20 protein-coding genes are annotated in these 22,891 nt (G+C 65.6%); 3 read left to right on the top strand and 17 right to left on the bottom strand.

The genetic code is table 11. The features are described 5' to 3' along the window. Positions 1-4: 4 nt before the first annotated feature. The 13 genes from gspM to AMD14_RS04065 form a co-directional block, all read right to left on the bottom strand. Positions 5-481, bottom strand: a complete 477-nt coding sequence (gspM, locus tag AMD14_RS04125) for a type II secretion system protein M (RefSeq protein ID WP_011050490.1) — start codon at positions 479-481, stop codon at positions 5-7. Further along, entirely contained in the window at positions 478-1,566 is a 1,089-nt protein-coding gene (gene gspL / locus AMD14_RS04120) for a type II secretion system protein GspL (protein ID WP_011050489.1), read from the bottom strand. Before gspL ends, gspM begins: the two co-directional genes overlap by 4 nt. After that, the gene (gene gspK / locus AMD14_RS04115) at positions 1,563-2,552 is read right to left on the bottom strand and encodes a type II secretion system minor pseudopilin GspK (protein WP_011050488.1); all 990 of its coding nucleotides are present in this window, start codon (positions 2,550-2,552) and stop codon (positions 1,563-1,565) included. Before gspK ends, gspL begins: the two co-directional genes overlap by 4 nt. Further along, positions 2,552-3,154: a type II secretion system minor pseudopilin GspJ gene (gene gspJ, locus AMD14_RS04110; RefSeq protein WP_003482658.1), complete on the bottom strand. Its 603-nt coding sequence runs from the start codon at positions 3,152-3,154 to the stop codon at positions 2,552-2,554. The genes gspK and gspJ overlap by 1 nt, the downstream gene beginning before the upstream one ends. Beyond that, positions 3,151-3,531, bottom strand: a complete 381-nt coding sequence (gspI, locus tag AMD14_RS04105; protein ID WP_011050487.1) for a type II secretion system minor pseudopilin GspI — start codon at positions 3,529-3,531, stop codon at positions 3,151-3,153. The genes gspJ and gspI overlap by 4 nt, the downstream gene beginning before the upstream one ends. Next, the gene (locus AMD14_RS04100; RefSeq protein ID WP_040107729.1) at positions 3,515-3,979 is read right to left on the bottom strand and encodes a GspH/FimT family pseudopilin; all 465 of its coding nucleotides are present in this window, start codon (positions 3,977-3,979) and stop codon (positions 3,515-3,517) included. The genes gspI and AMD14_RS04100 overlap by 17 nt, the downstream gene beginning before the upstream one ends. A gap of 48 nt (positions 3,980-4,027) precedes the next feature. Beyond that, positions 4,028-4,492 (bottom strand): type II secretion system major pseudopilin GspG, encoded by a 465-nt coding sequence (gene gspG / locus AMD14_RS04095; RefSeq protein ID WP_011050485.1) that lies wholly within the window; start codon positions 4,490-4,492, stop codon positions 4,028-4,030. A 28-nt stretch (positions 4,493-4,520) separates the two neighbouring features. Next, positions 4,521-5,723, bottom strand: a complete 1,203-nt coding sequence (gspF, locus tag AMD14_RS04090) for a type II secretion system inner membrane protein GspF (RefSeq protein WP_040260265.1) — start codon at positions 5,721-5,723, stop codon at positions 4,521-4,523. Beyond that, entirely contained in the window at positions 5,710-7,197 is a 1,488-nt protein-coding gene (gene gspE, locus AMD14_RS04085; protein ID WP_003482668.1) for a type II secretion system ATPase GspE, read from the bottom strand. The genes gspF and gspE overlap by 14 nt, the downstream gene beginning before the upstream one ends. 4 nt (positions 7,198-7,201) lie before the next feature. Continuing rightward, positions 7,202-9,280 (bottom strand): type II secretion system secretin GspD, encoded by a 2,079-nt coding sequence (gene gspD / locus AMD14_RS04080; RefSeq protein WP_011050483.1) that lies wholly within the window; start codon positions 9,278-9,280, stop codon positions 7,202-7,204. Beyond that, positions 9,277-10,086 carry a type II secretion system protein N gene (locus AMD14_RS04075; RefSeq protein WP_011050482.1) on the bottom strand — a complete coding sequence of 270 codons (810 nt, stop codon included), beginning with the start codon at positions 10,084-10,086 and terminating at the stop codon, positions 9,277-9,279. The genes gspD and AMD14_RS04075 overlap by 4 nt, the downstream gene beginning before the upstream one ends. A 169-nt stretch (positions 10,087-10,255) precedes the next feature. Next, on the bottom strand, positions 10,256-12,913 hold the full coding sequence (locus AMD14_RS04070; protein WP_011050481.1) for a TonB-dependent receptor domain-containing protein: 2,658 nt from the start codon (positions 12,911-12,913) through the stop codon (positions 10,256-10,258). Positions 12,914-12,990: 77 nt separating this feature from the next. Beyond that, a complete protein-coding gene (locus tag AMD14_RS04065) occupies positions 12,991-14,463 on the bottom strand; it encodes a beta-helix domain-containing protein (protein ID WP_045714546.1) in 1,473 nt (490 codons plus the stop codon). 187 nt (positions 14,464-14,650) lie between these two features. On the opposite strand from AMD14_RS04065, the gene AMD14_RS04060 reads away from it, so the two are divergent. Then, positions 14,651-15,511, top strand: a complete 861-nt coding sequence (locus AMD14_RS04060; protein ID WP_003482675.1) for a 2OG-Fe(II) oxygenase — start codon at positions 14,651-14,653, stop codon at positions 15,509-15,511. 417 nt (positions 15,512-15,928) lie between these two features. Further along, on the top strand, positions 15,929-17,974 hold the full coding sequence (locus tag AMD14_RS04055) for a TonB-dependent receptor (RefSeq protein ID WP_011050479.1): 2,046 nt from the start codon (positions 15,929-15,931) through the stop codon (positions 17,972-17,974). 241 nt (positions 17,975-18,215) lie between these two features. On the opposite strand, the gene AMD14_RS04050 is transcribed toward AMD14_RS04055, so the two are convergent. Then, complete coding sequence (locus AMD14_RS04050; RefSeq protein ID WP_005911118.1) at positions 18,216-18,635, bottom strand: VanZ family protein; 420 nt, start codon at positions 18,633-18,635, stop codon at positions 18,216-18,218. Then, positions 18,623-19,876 (bottom strand): class I SAM-dependent methyltransferase, encoded by a 1,254-nt coding sequence (locus AMD14_RS04045; protein WP_015472594.1) that lies wholly within the window; start codon positions 19,874-19,876, stop codon positions 18,623-18,625. The genes AMD14_RS04050 and AMD14_RS04045 overlap by 13 nt, the downstream gene beginning before the upstream one ends. Here AMD14_RS04045 and AMD14_RS04040 point away from each other — a divergent pair. Next, the gene (locus AMD14_RS04040; protein ID WP_011050478.1) at positions 19,875-20,612 is read left to right on the top strand and encodes a pteridine reductase; all 738 of its coding nucleotides are present in this window, start codon (positions 19,875-19,877) and stop codon (positions 20,610-20,612) included. The genes AMD14_RS04045 and AMD14_RS04040 overlap by 2 nt on opposite strands. 168 nt (positions 20,613-20,780) lie before the next feature. Here the strand turns inward: AMD14_RS04040 and folK are convergent, their stop codons facing one another. Further along, positions 20,781-21,296, bottom strand: coding sequence for a 2-amino-4-hydroxy-6-hydroxymethyldihydropteridine diphosphokinase (gene folK, locus AMD14_RS04035; RefSeq protein WP_003482682.1), 516 nt, complete (start codon positions 21,294-21,296; stop codon positions 20,781-20,783). 91 nt (positions 21,297-21,387) lie between these two features. Further along, positions 21,388-22,890, bottom strand: a complete 1,503-nt coding sequence (locus AMD14_RS04030) for a response regulator (protein ID WP_003482683.1) — start codon at positions 22,888-22,890, stop codon at positions 21,388-21,390. Position 22,891: the final 1 nt, after the last annotated feature.

Below are 22,891 nucleotides of genomic sequence, written 5' to 3'. Positions count from 1 at the left end.
CGTGTCACGGTCCCGATTCCGCAAACCCGCAGCGTACGCGGAGTTGGCCCTGCTCGCGTGCCACGCTCAGTTGTGTCGGCGCCAGGCCGTGCGCCTGTCGCAATCGCTCAAGCCAGCCGAACAGCGCGGCGGCGCTGACGGCCTCGATCTGCACGTCCACCCCGCCCACGGCGCTGCGCTGTTGGGAGGTGATGTTGACGCCGGCATCGCGTGCGCTGCTTGCGATGATGTCGGCCAGGGCCGCTGAGCCCAGTGCGGCGGCGCGTCTGGTCGACGCTGCCTGCGCAGATGCATCGAGCGCCAGCTGCGCAGCATCGGCATAGCGCGCCCAGGCCCGGTCATGCCAGTGCCGCAATGGGACGTAAAGCGCATACCAACCGACGAATGCCGCCAGTGCGGCGCACATCACGCCCAACATGCGCCGCTCACGCGGCGCCCGAGTCTGCCACCATTGCGTACCGCGTTGCAGAGATGCCTTCATCGCAATGGCTCCAGCGTGAACGGTGTCCGCATGCGACCGTCCTCGACTTGGCTGCTGCCCGGATCCAGGTGCCATCCAGCATCCGCAAGCCGCGCCGAGAGCTGCTGCAGGCTGGCGTCATCGGTGTGCAGCAAGGTCGCGCGCAACGGCTGTGCGGGGTTGTAGTCCAGCTGATCCAATTCTGCCGCTGGAAGGGTATCGACTGCGGCGAACAAGGTGCTCAGTTGCATCGCCAGGCGATCGGTCGCCGTGCCGGCCTGCCGACGCGCCTGCAATGCGGCTGGCACCGCCGCTGCGTCGTGCACACCCAACTGCGTGGCGGTCCGCGCTTGCAGTACACGCGCACCGATTTCGTAGCGCAAGGTCTGCGCCAGCAACAGCAACACCGGCGATAGCAGCACCAGCGCAGCCAGCACCGCCAGACGGCGCGGAGCGCGCTTTTGCTCGGCAGCGGCCTTGTTCGCGAACGGGTGCTGCAGCAGATCGATCGGCACGTGCGCAGCGGAGCGCGCAAAGCCGGCGATGGAGTGCGTTGGGTCGGGCCCCGGCGGCACTGCCGGCACACGATCGCCCAGCAGCAGACGCGCTGCCTCTGGCTCCAGGCTGCAGGCCAGCTGTGCGCCACGGATCAGCCAACGGCCGTCCCAGTGCATCACTGCTGCCGTCGCATCGGCACCAGGCTCCAGCAATAGGCAATCCGGCACCACCGCATCGGGAGCGAAGCCGAGTTGCGTTGCGCGCGCCAGCCACTGCTGCATCACCACGCTGTCCACTGCGGCGACCAGGCGCGTGCCATCGGCCTCAGCGCTACCGGCGATCACCACATGCAGGGCCTGCGTCTCAATCGCCAGATGCTCGGCCAGTTGCAGACGCGCAGCGGCCCGTGATTGCGCCATGCTGCGGCCAGGCAAGCGCAACCAGCGCAGATGCACATCCACACCCGGCACCACCAGGAGGGCGCGCGCGGAAGGCTCGGGCGGCGCGGTGGCGTGACCCACCGATTGCACCTGCCCCTGCGCATCTGCACGCACCGCAATGGATTCGGCGGCTGCATCGGCTGGCAGCAACAACAACGTGGTGGTCATTGGTCAGAACTCCATTGGCGCGCGACCAGTCGGATCCGGCCGGCCGTTTCCTGTTGCAGCAACGCTTCCAGCATGACCTGCGCGCCGGCATGGTCGACCTGGCTGTAGAGAGAGAAATAGCGGGTGCGCAGTGCGAGTTGTTCCATCACCGCATTGGACAACTCGGCCTGCATCAGCGCCGGCTGGCTGAGAAACATCCGGATGTCGCGCCATCCTCCAGCCGGCCGTGCAGCGATAACGCGTCGCGCGGCCGGCAGCTCCAGCGCTCCTCCGGTCAACGCCACCAGCACCGGCGCATCGTCCAGGCGCAGCGTGTTGATATTGATCGGCGACAAGCGGCCCTCCGGCAATGCGCAGACATACGGCTGCAGTTGCGCAATCAGTTGCGGCGTATAACCGGCGATGGCGCGCAGTTCGCTGACGCCTGCCAGCAAGGTTGCACCGGTGCGCTGCGGTGCGGCCGCCTGCAGGTAGCGGTCGTCTTCGGCACCGTGCACGCCCGGCTGTGTGTCGGAGTCGATCCAGTCCACCAATGCGTCGGTCAGCGCATGCGCCTGTTGCGGGGCGATGCCCAACACGTCGAGCAATGCGCGATATTGGCGTGCGCCCTCATCGCTACGCTGCCATTGTTCGGGCGCACCAACGACCACGCTGTTGAGATTGAAGCAGCCGCCGCGATCGTGCAGACGCACGCTCACCGCACCGTCGTCCAGCGGAAAGCCGATCGGCTGGTCGTTCCAGCCGCCGTCCAGCGTAGTGCGCAGCGGATCCCGCTCGGACAGCGCCTGCAAGCGTTGCCGCGCAACGGCCTCGCTGCCCAGCGCGTACCACTGCGCTTGCGTCATGGCTTCGCCATTGCCGCTGCGGCGCAGACCAAAGCGCAGGTCTTCCAGCACGGCCGCCATCAGCAAGGTCATCACGGCAACCAGCAGCAATACCGTGAGCAAGGCTACGCCGCGTTGCCTGGCAGGTGCGTGCAGTGCCATCACGTGCGCCCTTCCGGCAACAGGAACAGTTGGCGTACGCGCCCCCAGTGCTCCAGGTCCAGCTCCAGCGCGACTGCATCCGGCAACGCTTCAAGCCCACCGCTCCAGCCATCGCTCCATTGCGCCCGGTAATGGAATGCCACCGCCGCCGAACGTACGCCGCGCAACAACACTTGCGGCGTGCCAGCTGCCCCGCCGTCGAGCGCAGAGCGTGCGCTGCGCTCCAGCCGCCCATCCACGATGCGATATTCCACGTATTGCAGCGACGCACGCGGCGCCTGGTCCGGATTGCTCCAGCCACGTCGCACAAACCCGAACAAGGGCCCGTACGTCCCGGACGCACTCGCAACAAAGGCGCTGCGTGCGGCGCTACCCTCGCTGTTGCGGGTACGGCGCACCGCGGCCTGCTGCAGGTCGCTGCGCAGCAGGCCATGGGCCAATTGAAAGTCGCGAATCTGCTGCAGTCGCGCGCGCACGGCATCGCGCTGATCGATGCTCTGCCGCATCACCGCCACCGCAGCTGCGGCCACCAACGCGAATACCGCCAAGGCCACCAACAATTCGATCAAGGTGAAGCCGCGCGTGCGCTGTTTGCGGATCATTCTGCGCTCCGCAGCATGCTCAGGCTGGCAACTTCCTGCATTTGGCCTGCGGCACGCACGCGCACCTCGATCCGCAACAGGCCTGCCGCGCCAGCCGGCAGCGACTGGCGTTGCCACTCCCAGCTGCGCCCGCCGAGCATTACCTGCCCGTTCGCAGGCGCACGGATTGCCGAAGCCGGCGCCAGCGTCGCTTCAATCGCCTGGTTTTCTGCCACCACCGCGGCAAGCGCGCGCTCTTCCAACACCATCGCTGTGCGCGCGCTCTCGCCGGAAAGGTTCAACAGGCCGACCACCGCCATGCCGAAGATCGCCAGCGCGACCATCAGTTCGAGCAGCGAAAATCCACCCGATGCGCGTGCGTCAGCGAGAGGGCGCATCGACCTGCACTACGCCTGCGGCATCTACCACGATCTGCATCTGTTGCCGGCCATCGCCCAATGCGACGCGCTGCGGTGTGGCCGCGCCGGTGGGATCGAAGCGCACACTCAGTTGCTTGCTGCCGGCCGGCAGTTGCGCCTGGATGCCTTCCGGCCAACGCATCGTAGCGAATGGCGTTTCATCCAAGGCGATCCAACGCTGCTGCGCCTGACGCCGGAACGCATAGCCACCGGCATCGATGCTGACCTCCACCATGCGCAAACTCATGATCGCCTCGTCGCGTGCATGCATCAGCGCGCTGGCCAACGTGTCGGCATGATCGTGCAGATCGCGCCGCGTATCGGGCAAGGTCATCACCACCAGCGTGCTGGCAAGCGCGGTGATCACCAGTACGGCCAGCACCTCGAGCAGAGTGAAGCCACGCGCGCGCATTGGCGCCACGTGCATGCGCATCGACGATTGCCTTGTGGCCGGCATGAATGACATTGTCGGCACTCAGCGCCAGTTGCCGATATCGGCGTTGTCGGCGTCGCCGCCTTCTGCACCGTCTGCGCCTAGCGAATACACATCGAAGCCGCCATTGCGACCCGGACGCCGATACTGGTACGCATGGCCCCATGGGTCTTCCGGCAGCCGGCGGATGTAGCCGCCGTGCCGATAGCGCTCCGGTCGCGTCAATCCGCTCGGCGGGTCGAGCAGGGCTTGCAGCCCTTGTTCGGTACTCGGGTAGCTGAGGTTGTCCAGGCGATAGGTTTCCAGCGCCTGCTCCAGTACCGCCACGTCGGCGCGGGCTTTTTCCATCATTGCGCGATCCTGGCTGGGCATCACATTGATCATCACCACGGTGGCGAGCAGGCCGATGATGACGATGACCACCATCAGTTCGACCAGGGTGAAACCACGCGTGCGTCGCTGTGCCGTCGGCGAGCCAAGGCGTGCACGAGAGTGGATGGACTGCATGACGGTCTCCAAAGATAAGCGGCTGCGCTCAACCAAGCGCGAGGGTGTTGAATTGCAGGATGGGCAGCAGGATCGACAATACGATCACCGCCACCACGCCGCCGAGCAGCACGATGATGGCCGGCTCCAGCAAGCTCATCGCGGCGGTGGTGAAGGCCTCGAATTCGCGTTCCAGGTAATCGGCCGCACGCTCCAGCATCGGCGCCAGACGCCCGCTGTTTTCGCCGCTGGGGGCCATGTACAGCAGCGTCGGCGGAAACACCCCCGCGCGCTTCATGGCCGCGGCCAGGCTGCCGCCCTCGCGGATCGCGGTGACCATGCTGTCGGTGGCCAGCCGCAGCGCGCGGTTGTCCACGGTGCGCGCAGCGATCATCAGCCCCTCCATCAATGGCAGGCCGCTGTTGACCATGATCGCCAGGGTGCGTGCCATGCGCGCGGCGTGCAGATCGCGGATCAACCGGCCCAGCAGTGGCGCGCGCAATAGCGCCCGGTCCGCTGCAAGGCGCAGCGCCGGGCGCTTGAGCAGCCGCACCGCTGCAACCAGCGCCACCACCAGGGCGATCAGCAGCGGGATGCCTGCGTGCAGCAGGAAATGCGACACGCCGATTACCACGCGCGTCAGCCACGGCAAGGCGCGGCCCATCGAATCGAACTGGTCCACCACCTTGGGCACCACGAAGGTCATCAGCACGATCACCACCGCACCGGCCGTCGCTGCAAGCGCTGTCGGATAGACCAATGCAGACTGCAACTTGCTGCGCACCTGTGCCTGGCGTTCGAGCAGATCGGCCAGTCGTTCCAGCACCTGCGGCAACGCACCCGCGCTTTCGCCAGCGGCCACCATCGCGCGATACAACGCAGGAAACGCCTTGCCTTGGCGTGCCATCGCATCGGACAGGCGAAACCCTTCGACCACCAATGCATGCGTCTGGCTGGTGACCCGACGCACGCCGCGGCGTTCGGACTGTGTGCCGATGGTGCGCAAGGCTTCTTCCAGCGGTGCGGTCTCCACCAGCGTGGCGAGCTGGCGGGTGAACAGCACCAGATCCTTGCCACTGAAGCGCGCCGCGCGCACGGCCGTGCTGGCGGTCGCGGCCGCAACTTCCACACGCACCGGCACCCATTGGCGCTGTTCCAGCTGCGCACGTGCGCTGTTTATGCTGTCGGCGCTGATCACGCCGTGCCGGTTGCGCCCATGCAGATCGAGCACGGTGTAATCAAACTGCGGCATGCGCATCGTCCTGTTGGCGGGTCACACGCAGCGCTTCTTCCAGCGTGGTCAGGCCTTGCAGCACGGCCGCCCGTGCCGCTTCGCCCAGCCGCGGTACGCGTGCGAAGGCGACCGCAGCCAGTGCGTCTTCGTCGGCGTTGTCGCCGATCAAACGGCGCATCGCATCGTCTACCGCAATCGCTTCGTAGATACCCACGCGCCCGGCGTATCCGCTGTGGTGGCAGGCGTTGCAGCCGGCCGCTGCGTAGATCACTGCATCGGCCGGCGCCCGCAACAGGTGGGCCGTCCCAGCGTCCATCGGCCGTGCACTGCGGCACTGCGTGCACAAGCGCCGCACCAGCCGCTGCGCCAGAATCAGTCGCAGGCTCGATGCCAGCAGAAACGGCTCGATCCCCATATCGCGCAACCGCGTGACCGCACCCACTGCATCATTGGTGTGCACGGTGGAGAGCACCAGATGGCCGGTGAGGCTGGCCTGCACCGCAATCTGCGCGGTCTCGGTATCGCGGATCTCGCCGATCATCACCACGTCCGGGTCCTGGCGCAGGATCGCGCGCAGGCCGGCGGCGAAGGTCATGCCGACACGTGCGTTGACCTGGGTCTGGCCGACGCCGTCGATGGCGTACTCCACCGGGTCTTCCACGGTGAGGATGTTGCGCGAGCCATCGTTGAGCAAGCGCAGCGCCGCGTACAAGGTCGTGGTCTTGCCCGAACCGGTGGGCCCGGTGACCAGCACGATGCCGTTGGGCACCTGCAAGGCACGCTGCACGGTGTGCATCACCGCCGGTGGCATGCCCAGTTGCGCCAGCGACAGCGTGCCCTGTTCCTTATCCAGAATACGCAGCACCACGCGCTCGCTGCCGCGCGTGGGCAAGGTGGAGACGCGCACATCCAGCGCCTTGGCCCCCATCACCAGCGACACGCGCCCATCCTGCGGGATGCGTTTTTCGGCGATATCCAGCCGCGCCATCACCTTAACGCGCGACACAAGCAGCGGTGCGATGCGTCCGGGCAGCGTGGCTGCCTCGCGCATCACGCCATCCACGCGCAGGCGCACGCGCAAACGCGATTCGTAGGATTCCAGATGCACGTCGGATGCACCCAGCCGCGCGGCTTCGGCGATGATGCCGTTGATCAGGCGGATGATCGGCGCATCGTCCTGGCTGTCGAGCAGATCGGCGGTGGGGATGTCGTCGATCAACGAATCCAGGCTGCCATGCAGATCCAGCGCTTCCACCTGCACGCCTTGTTCCAGCCCGGCATCGGCGTAGATCTCCGACACATGCCGGTCGAACACCGACGGCGCCAGCGTGCGCACCTGCAATGGCAGGCCCAACGCGCGGCGCAACTCGATCAAGGCCTGCACATCGCCACCTTCGCGCAACCCGATCTGCGCTGTGGTGTCGCTGCCAAGCAGCACCACGCCGTGACGCTTGGCGAATGCATAGGAAATGCCGGCGCGCGCAGTGCTCATGGCGTCACCGCTGCACGGGACGTGCGCCGGGCGCAGGTGTCGTTGCCGGTGCCGGCGCAACTGACGAGGGACGTGCCGGCAACTGCGGCGGCTGAGCACGCAAGTAGTCGCGCACCAACGCATCCAGCGCCGCTTCCGGGTCGCCATCGGCCAGCTGACGCTCGCGCAGATAGGTGTAGCGCGGCGCGGTCATGCGCTGGGCATCGGCTGCATCGCGAATGATGGTGGGGCGAATGAACACCATCAGGTTGGTCTTGTCGCGGTTGCGCGACTTGTGCCGGAACAACGCGCCCAGGCCGGGTACATCGCCAAGCAGCGGCACCTTCTCCACGGTCTGGCGGTCGTTCTGATCGAGCAGGCCGCCAAGCGCCACGATGGCACCGTTCTCCACCACCACGCGCGTTTCGATCTGGCGCTTGTTGAACACCAGCTCCGACGATTGCGCGCTGACCGGCCCGGCAATCGCCGAGACCTCCTGCTTGATCGCCAGCGTGATGCCGCCGGCGGTATTGATCTGCGGGCGCACTTCCAGCTCCACGCCCACGTCCTGGCGCTGGATGGTGCGGAATGGGTTGTCGTTGGCCGCGCCGAGCACTTCGCCAGTGGTGATCGGCACTTCCTGGCCTACCAGGATGCGCGCCTGCTCGTTATCCAGGGTCATGATCGAGGGCGTGGACAACAGGTTTGAGCCGGTGTCGCTCTTGACCGCATCGATGATCATGCCGAACACCGCATCGTTGCTTTGCCCGGCCAGGCCGATCAAGCCGCCGCTCAAACCGAGCAGCGATTGCGCAGCCACGTTGCGCGCCTGTTCCAGCACCGAATCGTCGTCGGCATTGCCGCTGCGCGTGCCAGCCGCCGCCGCGGCCAGCGGCACGATGCCTGGCGATGCGCCGCTGTATTGCGTGGCGACCAACGGCACCGTGCCGTTGCGGCCGGCCAGCAGCAGCTGCACGCCCAGGCGCTTGGCGGCGGTGTCGGAAATCTCCACCACGATCGCTTCGACCAATACCTGCTCGCGATGCACATCCAGCTGCCGGATCACATCCATCAAGGCGCGCTGGGTCTCCGGGTCGGCGTTGATGATCAACGCGTTGGAGCCTGGGTAACGCACGATCACCGGGCGCTTGCCTGCCGCCGGCGCGATCACCTGCGTCTGCGCAGCGCCGCTCGCGGCGGCCACATCGATCGTAGCCAAACGTGTGTCCTGCCCGACCTGCGCCTCATTGCCTGGAGTCTGGCCGACCAATTGCTGCAACACCGGCAATAGTTGCTCGGCACTGGCGTGTTGCAAGCGCACCACGCTGACGTCGCCACGGCGCTCGGCGCGCCCGTCCAGATCGACTGCGGTACGTACCACGCGCTGCACCAGTGCGGGGTCGCCACGCACGATCAAGGAGTTGCTGCTGTCCACCGGCAACACCGACAACACATTGCTGCGCTCGCCGCCTTGCCCGAACAGCGAGGTCAAGGTGCGCGCCAGTTCCTGCGCCGAGCTATTGCGCAACGTCACCGTATCGATGGCCGCACGGTCGGTATCGATCTGCGCCACCAACGTGCGGATGCGTCGCAGGTTATCGGCGTAGTCGGCGATCAACAGGCTATTGCCTTGCGGCATCGCCATGATCACGCCACCGCGCCCGATCAACGGCTTGAGGATCTCGGCGGCGCTGCGTGCGTCCACGCGCTGCAGGGTGAAGACCTGCGTGGCGAACCCCAGGTTGCCGTTGGCGGCGCTGCCCGGCTGCTGCGCGGCGGTGTCGTCGGGAATGACGCGGTAGGTCGATGGCCCGCTGGACACCGCAATCAATCCATTGGCGCGTAGCACGGCCAGCAGCATGCCCAGCAGATCGGCTTCGGACATCGCCTGCGCACGCGCCACGTTGACCGAGCCCTGCACGCGCGTGTCCACGATGAAGGTGATGCCGGTGGCACGCGAGACGTCCTGGATGAAGGCGCGCAGGTCCACGTCCTGCAGGCGCACTGCCGGCGCATCGGCGGCATGCAGTGCGGTCATCGGCACCGCGGGCAATGCGAGCAACAACGTGGCCGAGATCAGCCAGAGCGGGCGGACAACGGTCATTGCGGGCGCTTCAAGGTCATGGTGTGGGTCTGGCCGTCGCGGCGGTAGGTCAGCGTGGCGCTCTGGCCATCGCGCAATTCGTCCTGCAGTTCGCGCAGATGTTCTGCATCGAGCGTGCGGCCATTGATCTGGGTCAGCACATCGCCCGGCGCCAAGCCGGCCTGACGCAGCAACGCGCCATCTCCGCGCGGCATGAGGGTGAAGCCGCCACCCTCGGCGCTGGCCCGCAGACCTGCGCTGGCGAGCAACTGCTGCGGGTCGACGGCGGTGGCTGCGGTCGGGTCTGCTGCCGTGGCGACATTCGATTGCGCAGCTGCCGGGGCAATGGCTGGTGCGGTTGCGCTCGTTGCTGCAGCCGGGGGCGCTGCACCCGCAGCAGATGCCTCGCTCAATGCGATGCGACGCACGCTGCCGCCAGCGCGCAGCAACACATGATCGGCCGCGATCGCCTGCACCATCAGGCCGGGCGCCACCGTGTCGCCGACGCGGTACGCGCCTTGGCGGCCATCGCTACCGCTGAGATAGGCAGCCGCCTGGGTGCCGCCAACACGCACGCCATGCAGCACGATGCCATCGCGATTGGCGTCGGATGCGCTGCGATAGAACACATCGCGACGCAATGCGGACACATCGAGAGTAGCGACCGCACCGGCCTGCGCAGTGCCCAACGGCCCGATCGGCGTCAGCACCAGCCACAACAGACGAACACCTTGCAGCACCAGCAATGCGGCCACACCGCCCGCCACCGCCGTGCGAACGCCCGGCGCCAGCAACAAGGAATTCAACGAGGGCCAGGCGCGTTGCAAAGCGGACGTCCGTCTCAGGATTTCGATCGGATGACAGAATGCGGCGGCAATGTGTCAGTTCGAAGAAACCGATGACACAGACCGACACACGGCGCCACACGACAAAATGCGAACGCCCGCCATGCAATGCACAGCGGGCGTTTGCGGCACCTGGCACCTGCAGCCCAGATCAGAAGCGCGCTGTCACACTGATGTCATAGCTGATACCGGGCTGGTAGGTGTATAGGTCGACCCGGTTGCTCGCCACCTTCTGATACTCCTGGTACTTGGTCTTGAGCAGGTTGCGCGCGGCAAAATTCACCGACACCGTATCGCCCGACCACGTCAGTCCCTTCTTGATCACCAAATCCAGTGAGGTGCCCGGCCTGTCGATGTAATCCGGCTGCCCGGGGCGACCACGCGCGGACACCCGCTCGCCCACGTAGTTGGCGATCAGTGTCGCCTGGCTATGCGTGCTTTCGCTTTCCACGCCGATCTGCAGGTTGGCGATGTCATCCGACTGGCCCTGCAATGCCGAGCCATCGCGAACGAACAAGGTCGCCTGCACCGGTGCGCTGAAGCCGAACGGCTGCACCGTATCGCCAGCGTTGGCACTTACCTTGGACTTGGTGCGCGTGTAATTGCCGGACACGAACAGGCGTTTGTCGCCCCACCAGTCGGCAGCGATCGGTAGCTCCAGGTACTTCTTGGCCTCCAGCTCCACGCCGTACAGCATGGCCTTGGGCGCATTGATGAAGCTCTGCACGATGCCGCCGCCGGGGGCGTCGTTGACGATGGCTTCGATCGGCTTGTCGATGTTCTTGTAGAACGCGCCGATGGTGACGTACTGGCCCGGTTCGAAGAACCATTCGTAGCGTGCATCCAGATTGACCAGCTCGCTATCGACCAAGAACGGGTTGCCGAAGAACTGACGGTCGATGTCCGGGTCCAGATACTGCTGCGGCGCCATTTCGCGGAACTGCGGGCGCGCGATGGTCTTGGAAGCGCCAAAGCGCAGCTGCTGGTTCTCGGCAAAATTCCAGGTGACCGTGGCCGACGGCAGCGCATAGCTGTTGTGCAACGGTGCCACGCCGTCCTGGCGCGTGCCGCTGAAGATGTCGTATGGATGCACCGCCTGGGTGGCGTCCTCATGACGTACGCCCGCCGTGGCGCGCAGTGTCGGCACGATCTCGCCCTCCGCCTGCAGATACGCTGCCTTGACCTTCAAGGTCGCCTCGTAGGCAGCCGCACCGAAACTGCCGGTGGTTTCGCGCAGGCGCAGCAGATCGTTGCTGAGGTTGTAATCGGAGAACAGATAATCCACGCGCTGATACTGGTTCAGGAACGGCAGCGGGCCGTCCAGCGCCAGGAAGCGGAATTCGCGGCTCCACGCGCTGCGGTCGTTGTCCAGATAGGCCAGCCCGCCCTTGACGGTGAGGTCGTGTTCCATCGGCGAGCGCCAGGTGACATCCACGCCGCCGCTGGCCACGGTGTCGTCGACCTTGCTGAAGCGCGTGTAGTTCTGCACCCGTGAGGCGTCGTGCGCCCAATAGCCATCCAGCAGCTCGTAACGAATGCCGGTTTCGTAAGGCACATCGCGGCTGGCGTTGGCCACTGCAGCGCGCCATTCGATCTTCAGGTCGTCGTATTCGCCGAACGCGTGCGTGCCGCGCAGCTGATTGTTGATCAACTGCCGCGCGTACCACTCGGTGTTGTCGTCGCGCACGTCGAAACCTGCCAGTTCGTCGCGTCCGGCGCGGCTGCGCGCCACCTTCATGGTGTCGTGCACGTATAGCGTGGTCCAGCCGATGGTATGCCGGCCATATTCCCAGCCCAGCCCCAGCATGCCGTTGCTGCGCACGTTGTTGCGGGTGGTGGCGAAGTCGTAATTGGAATTGAACTCGACGCTATCGCCGACAAAGATGCCGTCCTGCTGCTTGCCGGTACGCGTGCGCCATTCGTTGTCGTAGCTGGCCACTGCGATGATGCCCAGCTTGGCCTTGCCCACGTCCATGCTGTAGCCGGCGCTACCGCCGACATTGACGTCCGGAGCGATGCCGTCCTTTTCCTGTAGCACATACAGGTTGGCATCGTTCAAGCTGCGCCCGATGCGACGGATGTCCTCGCGCGAAAAGCTGCCCAGATCGACCCGACGACCGGTCCTGATCGCATCGCGCAAGGCAGCAGGCTGCTTGCGGGTGCCATCATCAACGCCCCACTCGTCATCGTCGGAACCGTAATAGGTCAGGCCTTTTTCGCCGGTGCTGACGCTGTTGGCGCCGCCACCCACGGTCAACGACAGGAACGGCTTGTCGGGGATCTCCATCGATTGCAGATCGATCACGCCGCCGCCGAATTCGCCCGGATAATCGGCCGAATAGGTCTTTTGCACGGTCACGCTGGCCAGCACGTCGCTGGGGAACAGGTCCAGCGGCACCACGCGCTGCATCGGCTCCGGGCTGGGCAGCGGCGAACCGTTGAACAACGCAGACGAATAGCGCTCGCCCAGGCCGCGTACATACACATACTTGCCGCGCGACAGGCTCAGCCCGGTGACACGCGTCAGCGCCACCGCGGCGCTGCTGTCGCCGGTGCGCTCCATGTCTTCGCGCGTCACGAACGAGGCAACTTCGGAGGTTTGCAGCATCGGCTCGGGAATGTAGTCGCCACGCACCACGACCTGGTCGAGTTGCTTGGGCACACTGGTACCGGCCGCGCTGGACGTACCGCTGCCGGCATCGGCGTCGCTGGCGGTCGACTGCGCCATGGCGGCGCCGGACATCAGCAAGGTGGAAATGGAAAGAGACAGGCCCGTCCGCGAAAGACGGGCAACAGCAGAGGTTCGCATCGTGGGAGCCCTGGCAACAGAAAGATGAAGCTGGACGCATCGCACGGCGACCGATGGCCGCCGTGCGATGCCATGCCTCAGCAGGGACGGTCGGCGGTCAGTCCGCAGGTCCAGCCCTGCCACCAGGTGTCGTTGGCATCGCGCACGCCACCGATGTAGTTCACCTGCTGGAAGAAGCTGCTCACCCCGTTCAAGCCCTGAAACGCCGGCACTGCGTTTCCATTGGCGCCATTGACGAAGGTGTTCTGCAAGGTGGACACGCCATTGGCGACATTGTTGGTACCGGCCGCAAACTGGCTGGCGGCACGCGCGTCGCTGCCGAAGGCCGTCGGGCAGGCGAAGAACACCGAGTTGAAGGTACCGAGCGTGTCGGTATCGGCCAGGTTGAAGCACACCAGGCCATCGCCGGTGCCGCCGGCAGGACGGGTCACCACCGAGTTGTAGAACGCGGCCTGCGTGCCCTGGTTGAGCATGATCGCCGCACCGGCGCGCGCATTGCCCACGTAGGTGAAATTGGCCACCTTCGGGCGCGAATACGGCTGGCGACGCAGGCTGCTCCACTCGTTCATGCGATCGCCGCCACCGGCACGCTGCACCACGATGCCGAACTGCAGTGCACCGTTCCAGCCAGCATCGGTATCCAGCGAATCGTCGTCGGCACCGGTGATGACCAGATGGCTACCGTTGACCGTACCGCCGAACCATTCGATGCCGTCGTCGGAGCTGTTGTGGATCTGCACATAATCCAGCTTGGTACCGCTACCCACACCAGCCAGCGTGATGCCCTGCAATTCGTTGTTGGGCGAAATTTCGAAGCCCGAATACATCACGCGCAGGTAGCGCATCGAACCGCTGTTGTCGGTGGCGTTGTTGCCGCCATAGAACGCGTTGGTACCTTCCACCTGCGCCTGGCATTCCGGCGTACCGGACACGGTGGTGCCCGGGCAGTTGTTGATCGCCGCGCGCCCCAGCACCACGATGCCGCCCCACAGGCCAATGGTATTTGCACTGACCGTGCTCTCCAGCGCCTGACGCGCGGTGAAGACGATCGGCGCAGTCGCGCTGCCTTCGGCGAAGATCTGCGAACCGCGATTGATCACGATGTAGTCGCTCCCGGCCGACCCGAACAGGGTCACGCCCGGCTCGATGGTCAAGACACCCTGCGTACTGCCGGCGGCCGGTGCGGTGGCGTTGCCGCCGCGGTCGGTGCCGACATTGACGCGACCGCTGATCGAATACACGGTGCCCGCGCGCGCCGGCACCACCAGGTTGCCGTTGATGGTTTCCGGCAACTGGCAGGCGCGTAGCGTGTTGTTGGCGATGGTGCCGACGTTGGAAAAACCGCTCGGGCAATCGGCGGCCGGGCCGCTCGGTGCGGGTGCCGGCGTCGGCGCGGGCGTGGGCGCCGGCGTCGGTGTGGGGGCCGGTGCCGGCGGGAATGCGCCTTCCCCTGGCGAGGCGACACGGTCGGCTCCGCCACCACAGGCCGACAGCGCCAGTGCGGTACCAAACGTCATGAGAAGTGTCTTGCTGCTGTTGCGAAAGGCCATGCGGCTGATCTCCAGGTCAACGGGTCCGGTATGAAGAGGAGTCGTCAAGAATTGGTGGCGTTCCGCGCACTGCAGTGGCGAGCACGTTCAAGATCCCCGTCACTTTTATAGAGGGCATCTGTTTCATTTGTCTTACCGCGACACAATTGACATACGAATGCCACACGTCGACATACACTGTAGAGCGATGACACACACAGATATCCCGACCCCGCTGGCCGACTGGATCGTGGCGCAAGCCGTGGCCGGCCATCCGCCCGAGCAAGCGCTACAGCCGCTCCTGGATCAGGGCTGGAACGAGCAGGACGCCATCGATGCGGTCGAGGCACTGGTCCGTGCCCACATCCAACAACACGCGCAAGCAAACGGCTTGCCGATGCCGGTGCGCGTGCCCGCGTTGCAACAGGACACCGATGCATCGCTGCTTGCATTGGGCGACCGCGAGGTACGCGTCTTGGTCAGCCTGTTGCTGCCGCGCGTGGTGGTACTCGGCGGTTTTCTTTCCGACGGTGAATGCGATGCATTGATCGCCTTGGCCCGTCCGCGCCTGGCGCGTTCGCGCACCGTGGACAATGCGAACGGAGAGCACATGGTGCATGCAGCACGCACCAGCGACAGCATGTGCCTGCGCGTGGGCCAGGATGCGCTGTGCCAACGTATCGAAGCGCGCATCGCGCGCCTGTTCGACTGGCCAGTCGATCACGGCGAAGGGTTGCAGGTACTGCGCTACGCGACCGGTGCCGAATACCGGCCGCACTACGATTACTTCGACCCGGACGCAGCCGGCACCCCGATATTGTTGCAGGCCGGCGGGCAACGCGTCGCCTCGCTGGTGATGTACCTCAATACGCCAGAACGCGGCGGCGCGACGCGTTTTCCTGACGCGCATCTGGATGTCGCTGCGGTCAAGGGCAATGCAGTGTTTTTCAGCTACGACCGCCCGCATCCGATGACGCGCAGCCTGCATGCCGGCGCGCCGGTATTGGCCGGCGAAAAGTGGGTGGCCACAAAGTGGTTACGCGAACGCGCAGTGCGCATGCCCACATAAGCACGGCAACAACGCGCCGGCGGGATCGGCCACGTCCACCGCCAGCGAGGAACGACGCGGCGCCTGCTGCGCTGTTGGCTGTTGGCTGTTGGCTGTTGGCTGTTGGCCGTTGGCCGTTGGCCGTTGGCTGTTGGCTGTTGGCTGTTGGCTGTTGGCCGTTGGCTGTTGGCTGTTGGCTGTTGGCTGTTGGCTGTTGGCCGTTGGCTGTTGGCTGTTGGCCGTTGGCCGTTGGCCGTTATCCACGCTGCGAGCGCATCGCCAACATGCAAGCCGCCCGCCACGCATTGCGCCACGAGCTGCCTACTGACCGCTTCCCAAGCCGCCATAAAGCACGACACAAATTGAATTTGTCAAAGTATGTTATAACATGTCATTTCTGACACATACTTCCACTGGCCCGCAGGTGTTGCCCGCTTCATGAAGATCCGTCCCCTCGTGGCGACTGTCGCCGCTCTGCTCTTTGCTGCCGACGCACGCGCGCAGTCCTCCGATTCGGCACTGACGCTCGGCAAGGTCGACGTCCATCAGCATCACGAAGGCCAGCTCAGTGCGCATCAGGTGCTGACGTCGGTAGATGTCCTGGGCGCCGACCAGATCGAGGACAAGAACGTGTCCTACAGCTGGGAATTGCTCGGGCAGATGCCCGGCATGCAGTTGACCGAAACCCGTCAGGGCGCCGAATCGGGCAAAGTCAGCTTCCGCGCCTTCAACGGCGAGGGCTATCTCAATGCAATCAAGACCCTGATCGACGGCATTCCCAGCAACGTCAACAGCGGCAACCAGCGTTTCATCGACATGCTGTTTCCGCTGGAAATCAGCTACATCGAGGTAGTGCGCGGCACCAACGATCCGCGCTATGGGCTGCACAACATCGGCGGCAACATCAACTTCGGCACCCGCCAGGGCGGCAGCTACACCGATGCCCGCGTTGCCTACGGCAGTTACGCCAGCCGCGATGCGCAGATCGCGATAGGGCGCGAGCACGACGGATTCGCGCAGAACTACTTCATCGGCGCACAGGCATCGGATGGCTATCGTGCGCACGATCGTTCCAGCAAGTATGTGTTGGGCGGCAAGTGGTTCTACGGCAATCTCGACGACGGCATGCGCATCGGCCTGACGGCACGCGCGTACCGCAACCAGGCCGACGAGCCGGGCTTCATGACCGCAGCAGAGCTGCAGACCGACCGTCGCAGCTCGGACCGCCGCAACCGCAATGATGGCGACGACCGCGACATGCAGCAGGCCGGCGTGCACCTGGACCTGAAACTGACCGACGCCCTGTTCCTGGGCAGCAAGCTTTACTACAACCGCTACGAGGACGACCGCCGGGTGACCTTCAGCGACCTGCCCATCGGCAATGCGCCGCGTCAGCGTCGGCGCTGGGACGAAACGCAGGTAGGCATGCTCAACACCCTGACCTGGCGCGCCAACGACTTGCTGACCCTGGAAGGCGGCATCAACTACGAACATCAAGACAATGCGTACCGACGCGAGCGCTTCAACTATGCCGAGCCCACCGACTTCACCGCAGCGCCAGCGCGCATCCAGAACGACGACCGCTATACGTTCGACAATTGGGGCGCCTACGTGCAGGCCATCTATCAGCCGGTCGAGGCACTGAAGCTGGTGCCGGCCTATCGCGTGGACCGCTTCGACGGCGACACACTGCTGCCGGGCGCGGTGCGCGCACCGCTGCAGCGTTACGGCAGCATCGGGCAGCCCAAACTCAGCGTGATCTACGCCCTGACCCCCACCACCAACGTGTATGCCAACTGGGGCCGTACCTTCCAGGTGTTGACCGGCTCCACCGCCCCGGCCTATCTCACCCCGGGGCAAGCCGGCATCCGCCCTTCCACCAACACCGGCGTCGAGCTTGGCATGAAGTTCAGCCCATTTGCAGGCAGCCAGGCGCGCATCGCCGTCTGGCAACAGGATGCGGAAAACGAGGTGTCGAACATGCCGGCCACCGGCACCACCGTCACCTTGGGCAAGACGCGTCGCCGCGGCGTGGATGCGCAGATCAGCGCACAGCTGGGCGATCGATGGACGCTCTGGGCATCGCATGCCTACCAGGAAGCCAGGATCACGCGCGACGACCGTGCCGCCGCGCTTTCGCTGCAAGGCAATGAAGTCATCGCCACGCCCCGCTACATCAGCAACATCGGCGTGGACTACCGCGCGACCGAGGCGTTGCAACTGGGTCTGCAGGGACGCGCCCAGGGCGACTACTACCTCGAGGAGCGCAACGTGGCAGGCAAGTACGGCGGCTTTGCGACGCTCGACCTCACGGTGCGCTATACGATCAACCCGAACTGGAGCGTGGACGTGCAGGTCCGCAATGCCACCGGTCGCGAGTATGCCTACGTGTGGTACGACAGCTTCTTCTGGGCACAGGCGCAGCCCATGTTCTCGCCAGCGGCCGGACGGCAGCTGTATCTCGGGCTGAGAATGAAGCTGTAACGGCAGCGGTGGCGAGGTGCGAATCGCTGGTCCGCAGCGTAGCGGCTGCACAAACCGTCATCGCCAAGCCGGTAACTGGCGCCCCGCCGCGGCCTCGGCATGCTGCCTGGCGCAAGCGGCCCTTGAGCGCGATGCTTTATACCGGTGCGGCAATATGCTGCCAGGTTGACCAGGGCCGCGTCGGCGCCGGGGTCCGTTTACGGCCGTGGGCAGGCGCCTGGCCTGCCGTGGCATCGTTCAATCACCGTCGCCGCCGTCCAAACAGGCGCTGATCGATCCGCAACATCACATATCGCAATGGCGTCCATGCCAGACAGAGCCCGGCGAGAATGCCCAAGGTATCGGCCAATGCATCGTATGGGTCGGCGCTGCGATTGGTGGTCAGCGCGCCTTGCGCGATTTCGATGCCGATGCCCAGCAGCACCAGCCCGAAGGCGGCAAACACCAGTGCGCGCCGGGTCGCAAACAATTGCACCGCTCCCCAGCACAACAACGCGAACGTGATGAAGTGCTCGGCCTTGTCGCTGTTGGACGGCAGCTCCGGAAACTCCGGCGGCGGCCCCAGGCACACGGCAATGACCACAACAATCGCAGCGATCCACAAGCCCACCCACAACCGCGGCCGGTGAAACGGCCGGAGTGCCGAACTCACAACCGCCATGTCAGATCGCCGGACAGGAATGCAGGGGCAAAATCGACATCGCGCGAGAAGCCCATCACCTGGAAGCGCTCGCCCATCTCGCTGGGCAGGGTCAGCCGCTTGATCTGTTCGCGTAGACGCATGCGCCCCACTTCATCGGTGCGCGTATCGGCCTGCGCCAACAATGCGTCCAGCCCATTGCCGAGCAGGAAGCTCGCTTGCGTGCAATAGCCGGCCAGCTCGAAACCTGCGCCGGTGCCTGCCTCGGCCAACGCGGTGAAGTCCACCGATGCGGTCAGATCCTGCAAACCCGGCCAACGGTAGAGATCTTCATGCATGCGGTGCCGGTAAAACGCACGCAAGGTGCCGTCCTGGCGCTGCGCACGATAGAACTCGCCGCGCGGGTAACCGTAGTCGACGAACAACATCGCGCCACGCTTCAAGCCGCCGGCTACCGCCTGGATCCAGTACGGCAACTGCGGCAGCAACTCGGAGCGATAGCCATCGGCGAACGGCTGCTCCAGATAGCGCTCCAGGTGACGCACGGCCGCACTCAGCAACGCATCGGCCGGTTGCTCGCCGCGCGCGAAGTGCTGCTGGTCATCCAGCACCACGGTTTCTTCATACACCTGCCCATCGCGCAGTGCGAAGCGCGGCGTGGGCAATGCGTCGATGACTTCGTTGGCGAACAGCACGCCATCCCAATCGTCCGGAAACGGCGCATCCAGCCATTCCACCAGATCGAATACCGGCGGGATCAGACTGCGCCCCAGCCGCTCGCGCTGACGTTCGCGCAGGTCGGCGCTGGGCTCCAGGATCGCGTAGCGCTCGGGCAGCGCGTCCAGTTCCAGCAGCCGCTTGAGCGTGACTTCGGCAAACGCACCGCTGCCGCCGCCCACTTCCAGCACCCGCGCCTGCGGCCCGAGCTGCTGCAATACCGGCGCCAACGCGCCGGAAACGGTGGCCGCAAACAACGGCCCCAATTCCGGGGCGGTGACGAAATCGCCGGCCTCGCCGAACTTGCTGGCGCCGGCGCTGTAATAGCCCAGGCCCGGCGCATACAGCGCCAGCTCCATGAAGCGCGAGAACGGAATCGCACCGCCGGCGGCCTGGATCTCGGCGCGCACATGCGCAGCCAGCCGGTCGCTGTGGGCCAGCGCGTCCGGATCGGGTGTGGGAAGGTCGGCGTGCATGCGGGCACCGGTTGCGGGGACAATGCACAGGATAGCCGAGCCCTCCGCAACGCCGAGCGAGTACGCCATGACAGACAGTTCCAAGGTGGTGTTGATCACCGGTGCAGCCCGCCGCATCGGCGCGCAGATCGCCACCACGCTGCACGCTGCCGGCTACTGCGTTGCGCTGCATGCACACCGCTCCGCCGAGGTGCTGGACGCACGCGTGGCCGAACTGTGCGCGCAGCGTGCCGGCAGCGCGCACGCCTTGCACGCCGATCTGCGGCTGCCCGATGCACCTGCGCAATTGGTGGCCGGCTGCCTTGCCGCCTTCGGTCGTCTGGATGGCGTGGTCAACAACGCCTCGGCGTTCTACCCCACCGCCATCGGTGAGGCCACTGCGGCGCAGTGGGACGACTTGTTTGCGGTCAATGCACGCGCGCCGTTCTTCATCGCGCAAGCCGCCGCCGCACAGTTGCGCCAGCGGCGCGGGGCCATCGTCAACCTCACCGATCTGCACGCGCAGCAGCCGATGCGCAACCACCCGCTATACGGCGCCTCCAAGAGCGCGCTGGAAATGCTGACCCGTTCGCTGGCGCTGGAACTGGCGCCGCACGTGCGTGTCAACGCGGTCGCACCTGGCGCCATCCTGTGGCCGGAAGAAGGCAAATCCGCCGACGCCAAGCATGCGCTGCTCGCGCGCACGCCGCTGGCGCGCATCGGCACGCCGGAGGAAATCGCCGAAGCGGTGCGCTGGTTGCTGGACGACGCCAGCTTCGTCACCGGGCATACCCTGCACGTCGATGGCGGCCGCCAGCTCAGTTGAACGATGCGTCCGGGGCCTGCGCGCTTTCGCTGCGTGGCAACGATATCCCTGTCATGCACGTGAGCCCGGCTGCCGCCTCGGCGCGTGCGGCACTGCCAGACAGTCCGCACGCCGTCGCGCTAGGTGCATGTTTGCTCGGCCGCGTTCAACCGCGCTGCCAGAACAGCGCTATTGCGTGACGCTCAACTCCGGCGCAGCCGCATCCAGCTCCACCGTGGCAAACGCGCTGCCGTACTGCGGATGCGCCTGCCACAGGGTTGCCAATGTCTGCCCGCTCAGCGGGTCGATGAAGTCCGGCGCGATGTCGGCCAGCGGCTTGAGCACGAATGCATGTTTGAGTTCGGGCCGCGGGATGCGCAGATGCCCGGGGCCTTCGACGATACGGTCGCCGAAGAACACCACGTCCAGATCCAGGGTGCGGTCGCTGAAACGCGGGCCGCTGCGATCGCGCCCATGCGCATCTTCCAGCGCATGCAGCCAGTGATCCAGCGCGTCCAGATCCAGATCGGTCTGCAATACCGCCGCATTGTTGACGAAGTCCGGCCCATCGAAGCCCACCGCGGGCGTGCGGTACGCGGGTGACACGACAACCTGGCCGAAGCGCGCGCGCAGGGCGGCGACAGCCAAGCGCAGGTAGTGGGTCGGCTGGACGTTGCTGCCGAGGCTGAGAAGCACGGTGGTCATACGTTATTCGCGCATGCGGCCGGCGTGGACGTCAACTGTTGCAATCGCGTTGCACCGTCGACGCATGCGCCGGCTGCGCGCAAACGTGATCTCAGGCCACTTCCAGCGCATGCGAAACGGCGCGGAACACCCGGCGCATTTCCAGCGGCTTGCGCAGCACATGCACCGGCAGATCCGACGGGAAATGCGCACGCTGCAGCGGCGCACCGACATCTTCCAGCACGATCGCCGGGCCCTGGTACCCCAGCTCCTGCATGCTCAACAGCACGCTCACTGCCGAGAGCAGGATGATGTCGCTGTCGATGATCACCAGATCCGGCATCGCGTGCTGCTGCACCAGTTGCAGCGCCGCGGCGCCATCGCTGGCCAGCTGCGGCTGATAGCCCTGGCTGGAGAGCGCATTGCCCAGCAGCGATAGGCGCGTGGCCTCGCCATCCACCAGCAAAATGCGCTGCCCATGGCCAAGCGGCAGCGGCAGTTCGGCTTCCGTCACCGCCGTCGACACCGCACGCATCGGCACGATCATGTCAAAGCGCGTCCCTTCGCCCAGCCGGCTATCGACCACGATGCTGCCGCCATAGCTTTCGATGATGCGCTTGCACGAAATCAGTCCCAACCCGGTGCCATCGGCCTTGGTGGTGAAGAAAGGGCTGAACAGGCGCGCGCGGGTTTCATCGCTCATGCCCACGCCGGTGTCGGCCACGCTCATGCGCACGCGCGAGGCATCGTAGCGATCGGCTGCCAGGATCAGTCTGCCGCCCTCGGGCATCGCCTGGATCGCGTTCAAGCCAAGGTTGAGCAGGCATTGCTGCAATTCGGTGTAGTTGGCCTCGATGGTCAGATCCGCGGCGATGGTGTCCATCTGCAGGCGTACCCCATCGGGCAGGCTGCTCTTGAGCAGCATCTGCACGGCCTGGAACAGATTGGCGATGGAGACCTGCTCGCGCGGCTTGTTGGAACCGCGCACGAACGAGAGCATCGACTCGGCCATCTCATGCCCGCGCCGGCCGCATTCGGCCACCACGTTGGCCAGCTGACGCAGCTGCGGGTCGTCGGTGCGCCCGGCCAGCAGGTCGGGCACGATCAACAACGGTTGCAGGATATTGCGCAGGTCGTGACTCAAACCGGCCGCGAGCATCGCCAGGCTTTCCAGACGTTGCGCGCGCATCAGCTCGCTTTCCACGCGCTGGCGTTCCAGATCCGCACGCGCCTCGCGGATCGCGCGGATCACCGCGCTCGGCAAGCGCGTCGGGTTGTGCTTGATGATGTAGTCGTTGGCGCCATCCTGCAGCGCCTTGACCGCGGTCTCCTCACCCATGGTGCCGGAGACGAAGATGAAGGGTGTGGCACCGTTCTGGCGCACCAGGCGCAGCGCCTGGTGTCCGGAAAAGCCCGGCATGCTCAGGTCCGACAGCACGATGTCCGGCTGGAAGTCGTCCAGCGCGGCGCGCAGCGACGGCTCGCTGTCCACGCGCTCGAATGCCGCATCCAGCCCGGCCTCGAGCAACTGATCGGACAACAGCTCGGCGTCTTCCGGTGAATCTTCCACCAGAAGGATCTTCAGCTGCTCCAGGTTGCCCCCCTCATGCGGCATG

Source organism: Xanthomonas citri pv. citri, from assembly GCF_000961215.1.
Taxonomy (GTDB): Bacteria; Pseudomonadota; Gammaproteobacteria; order Xanthomonadales; family Xanthomonadaceae; genus Xanthomonas; species Xanthomonas cissicola.
Note: the sequence above shows the minus strand (reverse complement) of the source record. Positions and strands in the feature narration are given on the sequence as shown.

Excerpts from the sequence above, each read along its gene's own strand:
- gspI (WP_011050487.1), bottom strand. The coding sequence starts at position 3,531 with ATGCGCCCTCTCGCTGACGCACGCGCATCGGGTGGATTTTCGCTGCTC.
- gspL (WP_011050489.1), bottom strand. The coding sequence starts at position 1,566 with ATGACCACCACGTTGTTGTTGCTGCCAGCCGATGCAGCCGCCGAATCC.
- AMD14_RS04050 (WP_005911118.1), bottom strand. The coding sequence starts at position 18,635 with ATGGCGGTTGTGAGTTCGGCACTCCGGCCGTTTCACCGGCCGCGGTTG.
- gspG (WP_011050485.1), bottom strand. The coding sequence starts at position 4,492 with ATGCAGTCCATCCACTCTCGTGCACGCCTTGGCTCGCCGACGGCACAG.
- AMD14_RS04040 (WP_011050478.1), top strand. The coding sequence starts at position 19,875 with ATGACAGACAGTTCCAAGGTGGTGTTGATCACCGGTGCAGCCCGCCGC.
- AMD14_RS04070 (WP_011050481.1), bottom strand. The coding sequence starts at position 12,913 with ATGCGAACCTCTGCTGTTGCCCGTCTTTCGCGGACGGGCCTGTCTCTT.
- gspJ (WP_003482658.1), bottom strand. The coding sequence starts at position 3,154 with ATGATCCGCAAACAGCGCACGCGCGGCTTCACCTTGATCGAATTGTTG.
- AMD14_RS04065 (WP_045714546.1), bottom strand. The coding sequence starts at position 14,463 with ATGGCCTTTCGCAACAGCAGCAAGACACTTCTCATGACGTTTGGTACC.
- AMD14_RS04060 (WP_003482675.1), top strand. The coding sequence starts at position 14,651 with ATGACACACACAGATATCCCGACCCCGCTGGCCGACTGGATCGTGGCG.
- gspF (WP_040260265.1), bottom strand. The coding sequence starts at position 5,723 with ATGCCGCAGTTTGATTACACCGTGCTCGATCTGCATGGGCGCAACCGG.
- AMD14_RS04030 (WP_003482683.1), bottom strand. The coding sequence starts at position 22,890 with ATGCCGCATGAGGGGGGCAACCTGGAGCAGCTGAAGATCCTTCTGGTG.
- gspE (WP_003482668.1), bottom strand. The coding sequence starts at position 7,197 with ATGAGCACTGCGCGCGCCGGCATTTCCTATGCATTCGCCAAGCGTCAC.
- gspM (WP_011050490.1), bottom strand. The coding sequence starts at position 481 with ATGAAGGCATCTCTGCAACGCGGTACGCAATGGTGGCAGACTCGGGCG.
- folK (WP_003482682.1), bottom strand. The coding sequence starts at position 21,296 with ATGACCACCGTGCTTCTCAGCCTCGGCAGCAACGTCCAGCCGACCCAC.
- gspK (WP_011050488.1), bottom strand. The coding sequence starts at position 2,552 with ATGGCACTGCACGCACCTGCCAGGCAACGCGGCGTAGCCTTGCTCACG.
- AMD14_RS04055 (WP_011050479.1), top strand. The coding sequence starts at position 15,929 with ATGAAGATCCGTCCCCTCGTGGCGACTGTCGCCGCTCTGCTCTTTGCT.
- AMD14_RS04045 (WP_015472594.1), bottom strand. The coding sequence starts at position 19,876 with ATGGCGTACTCGCTCGGCGTTGCGGAGGGCTCGGCTATCCTGTGCATT.
- AMD14_RS04100 (WP_040107729.1), bottom strand. The coding sequence starts at position 3,979 with ATGCACGTGGCGCCAATGCGCGCGCGTGGCTTCACTCTGCTCGAGGTG.
- gspD (WP_011050483.1), bottom strand. The coding sequence starts at position 9,280 with ATGACCGTTGTCCGCCCGCTCTGGCTGATCTCGGCCACGTTGTTGCTC.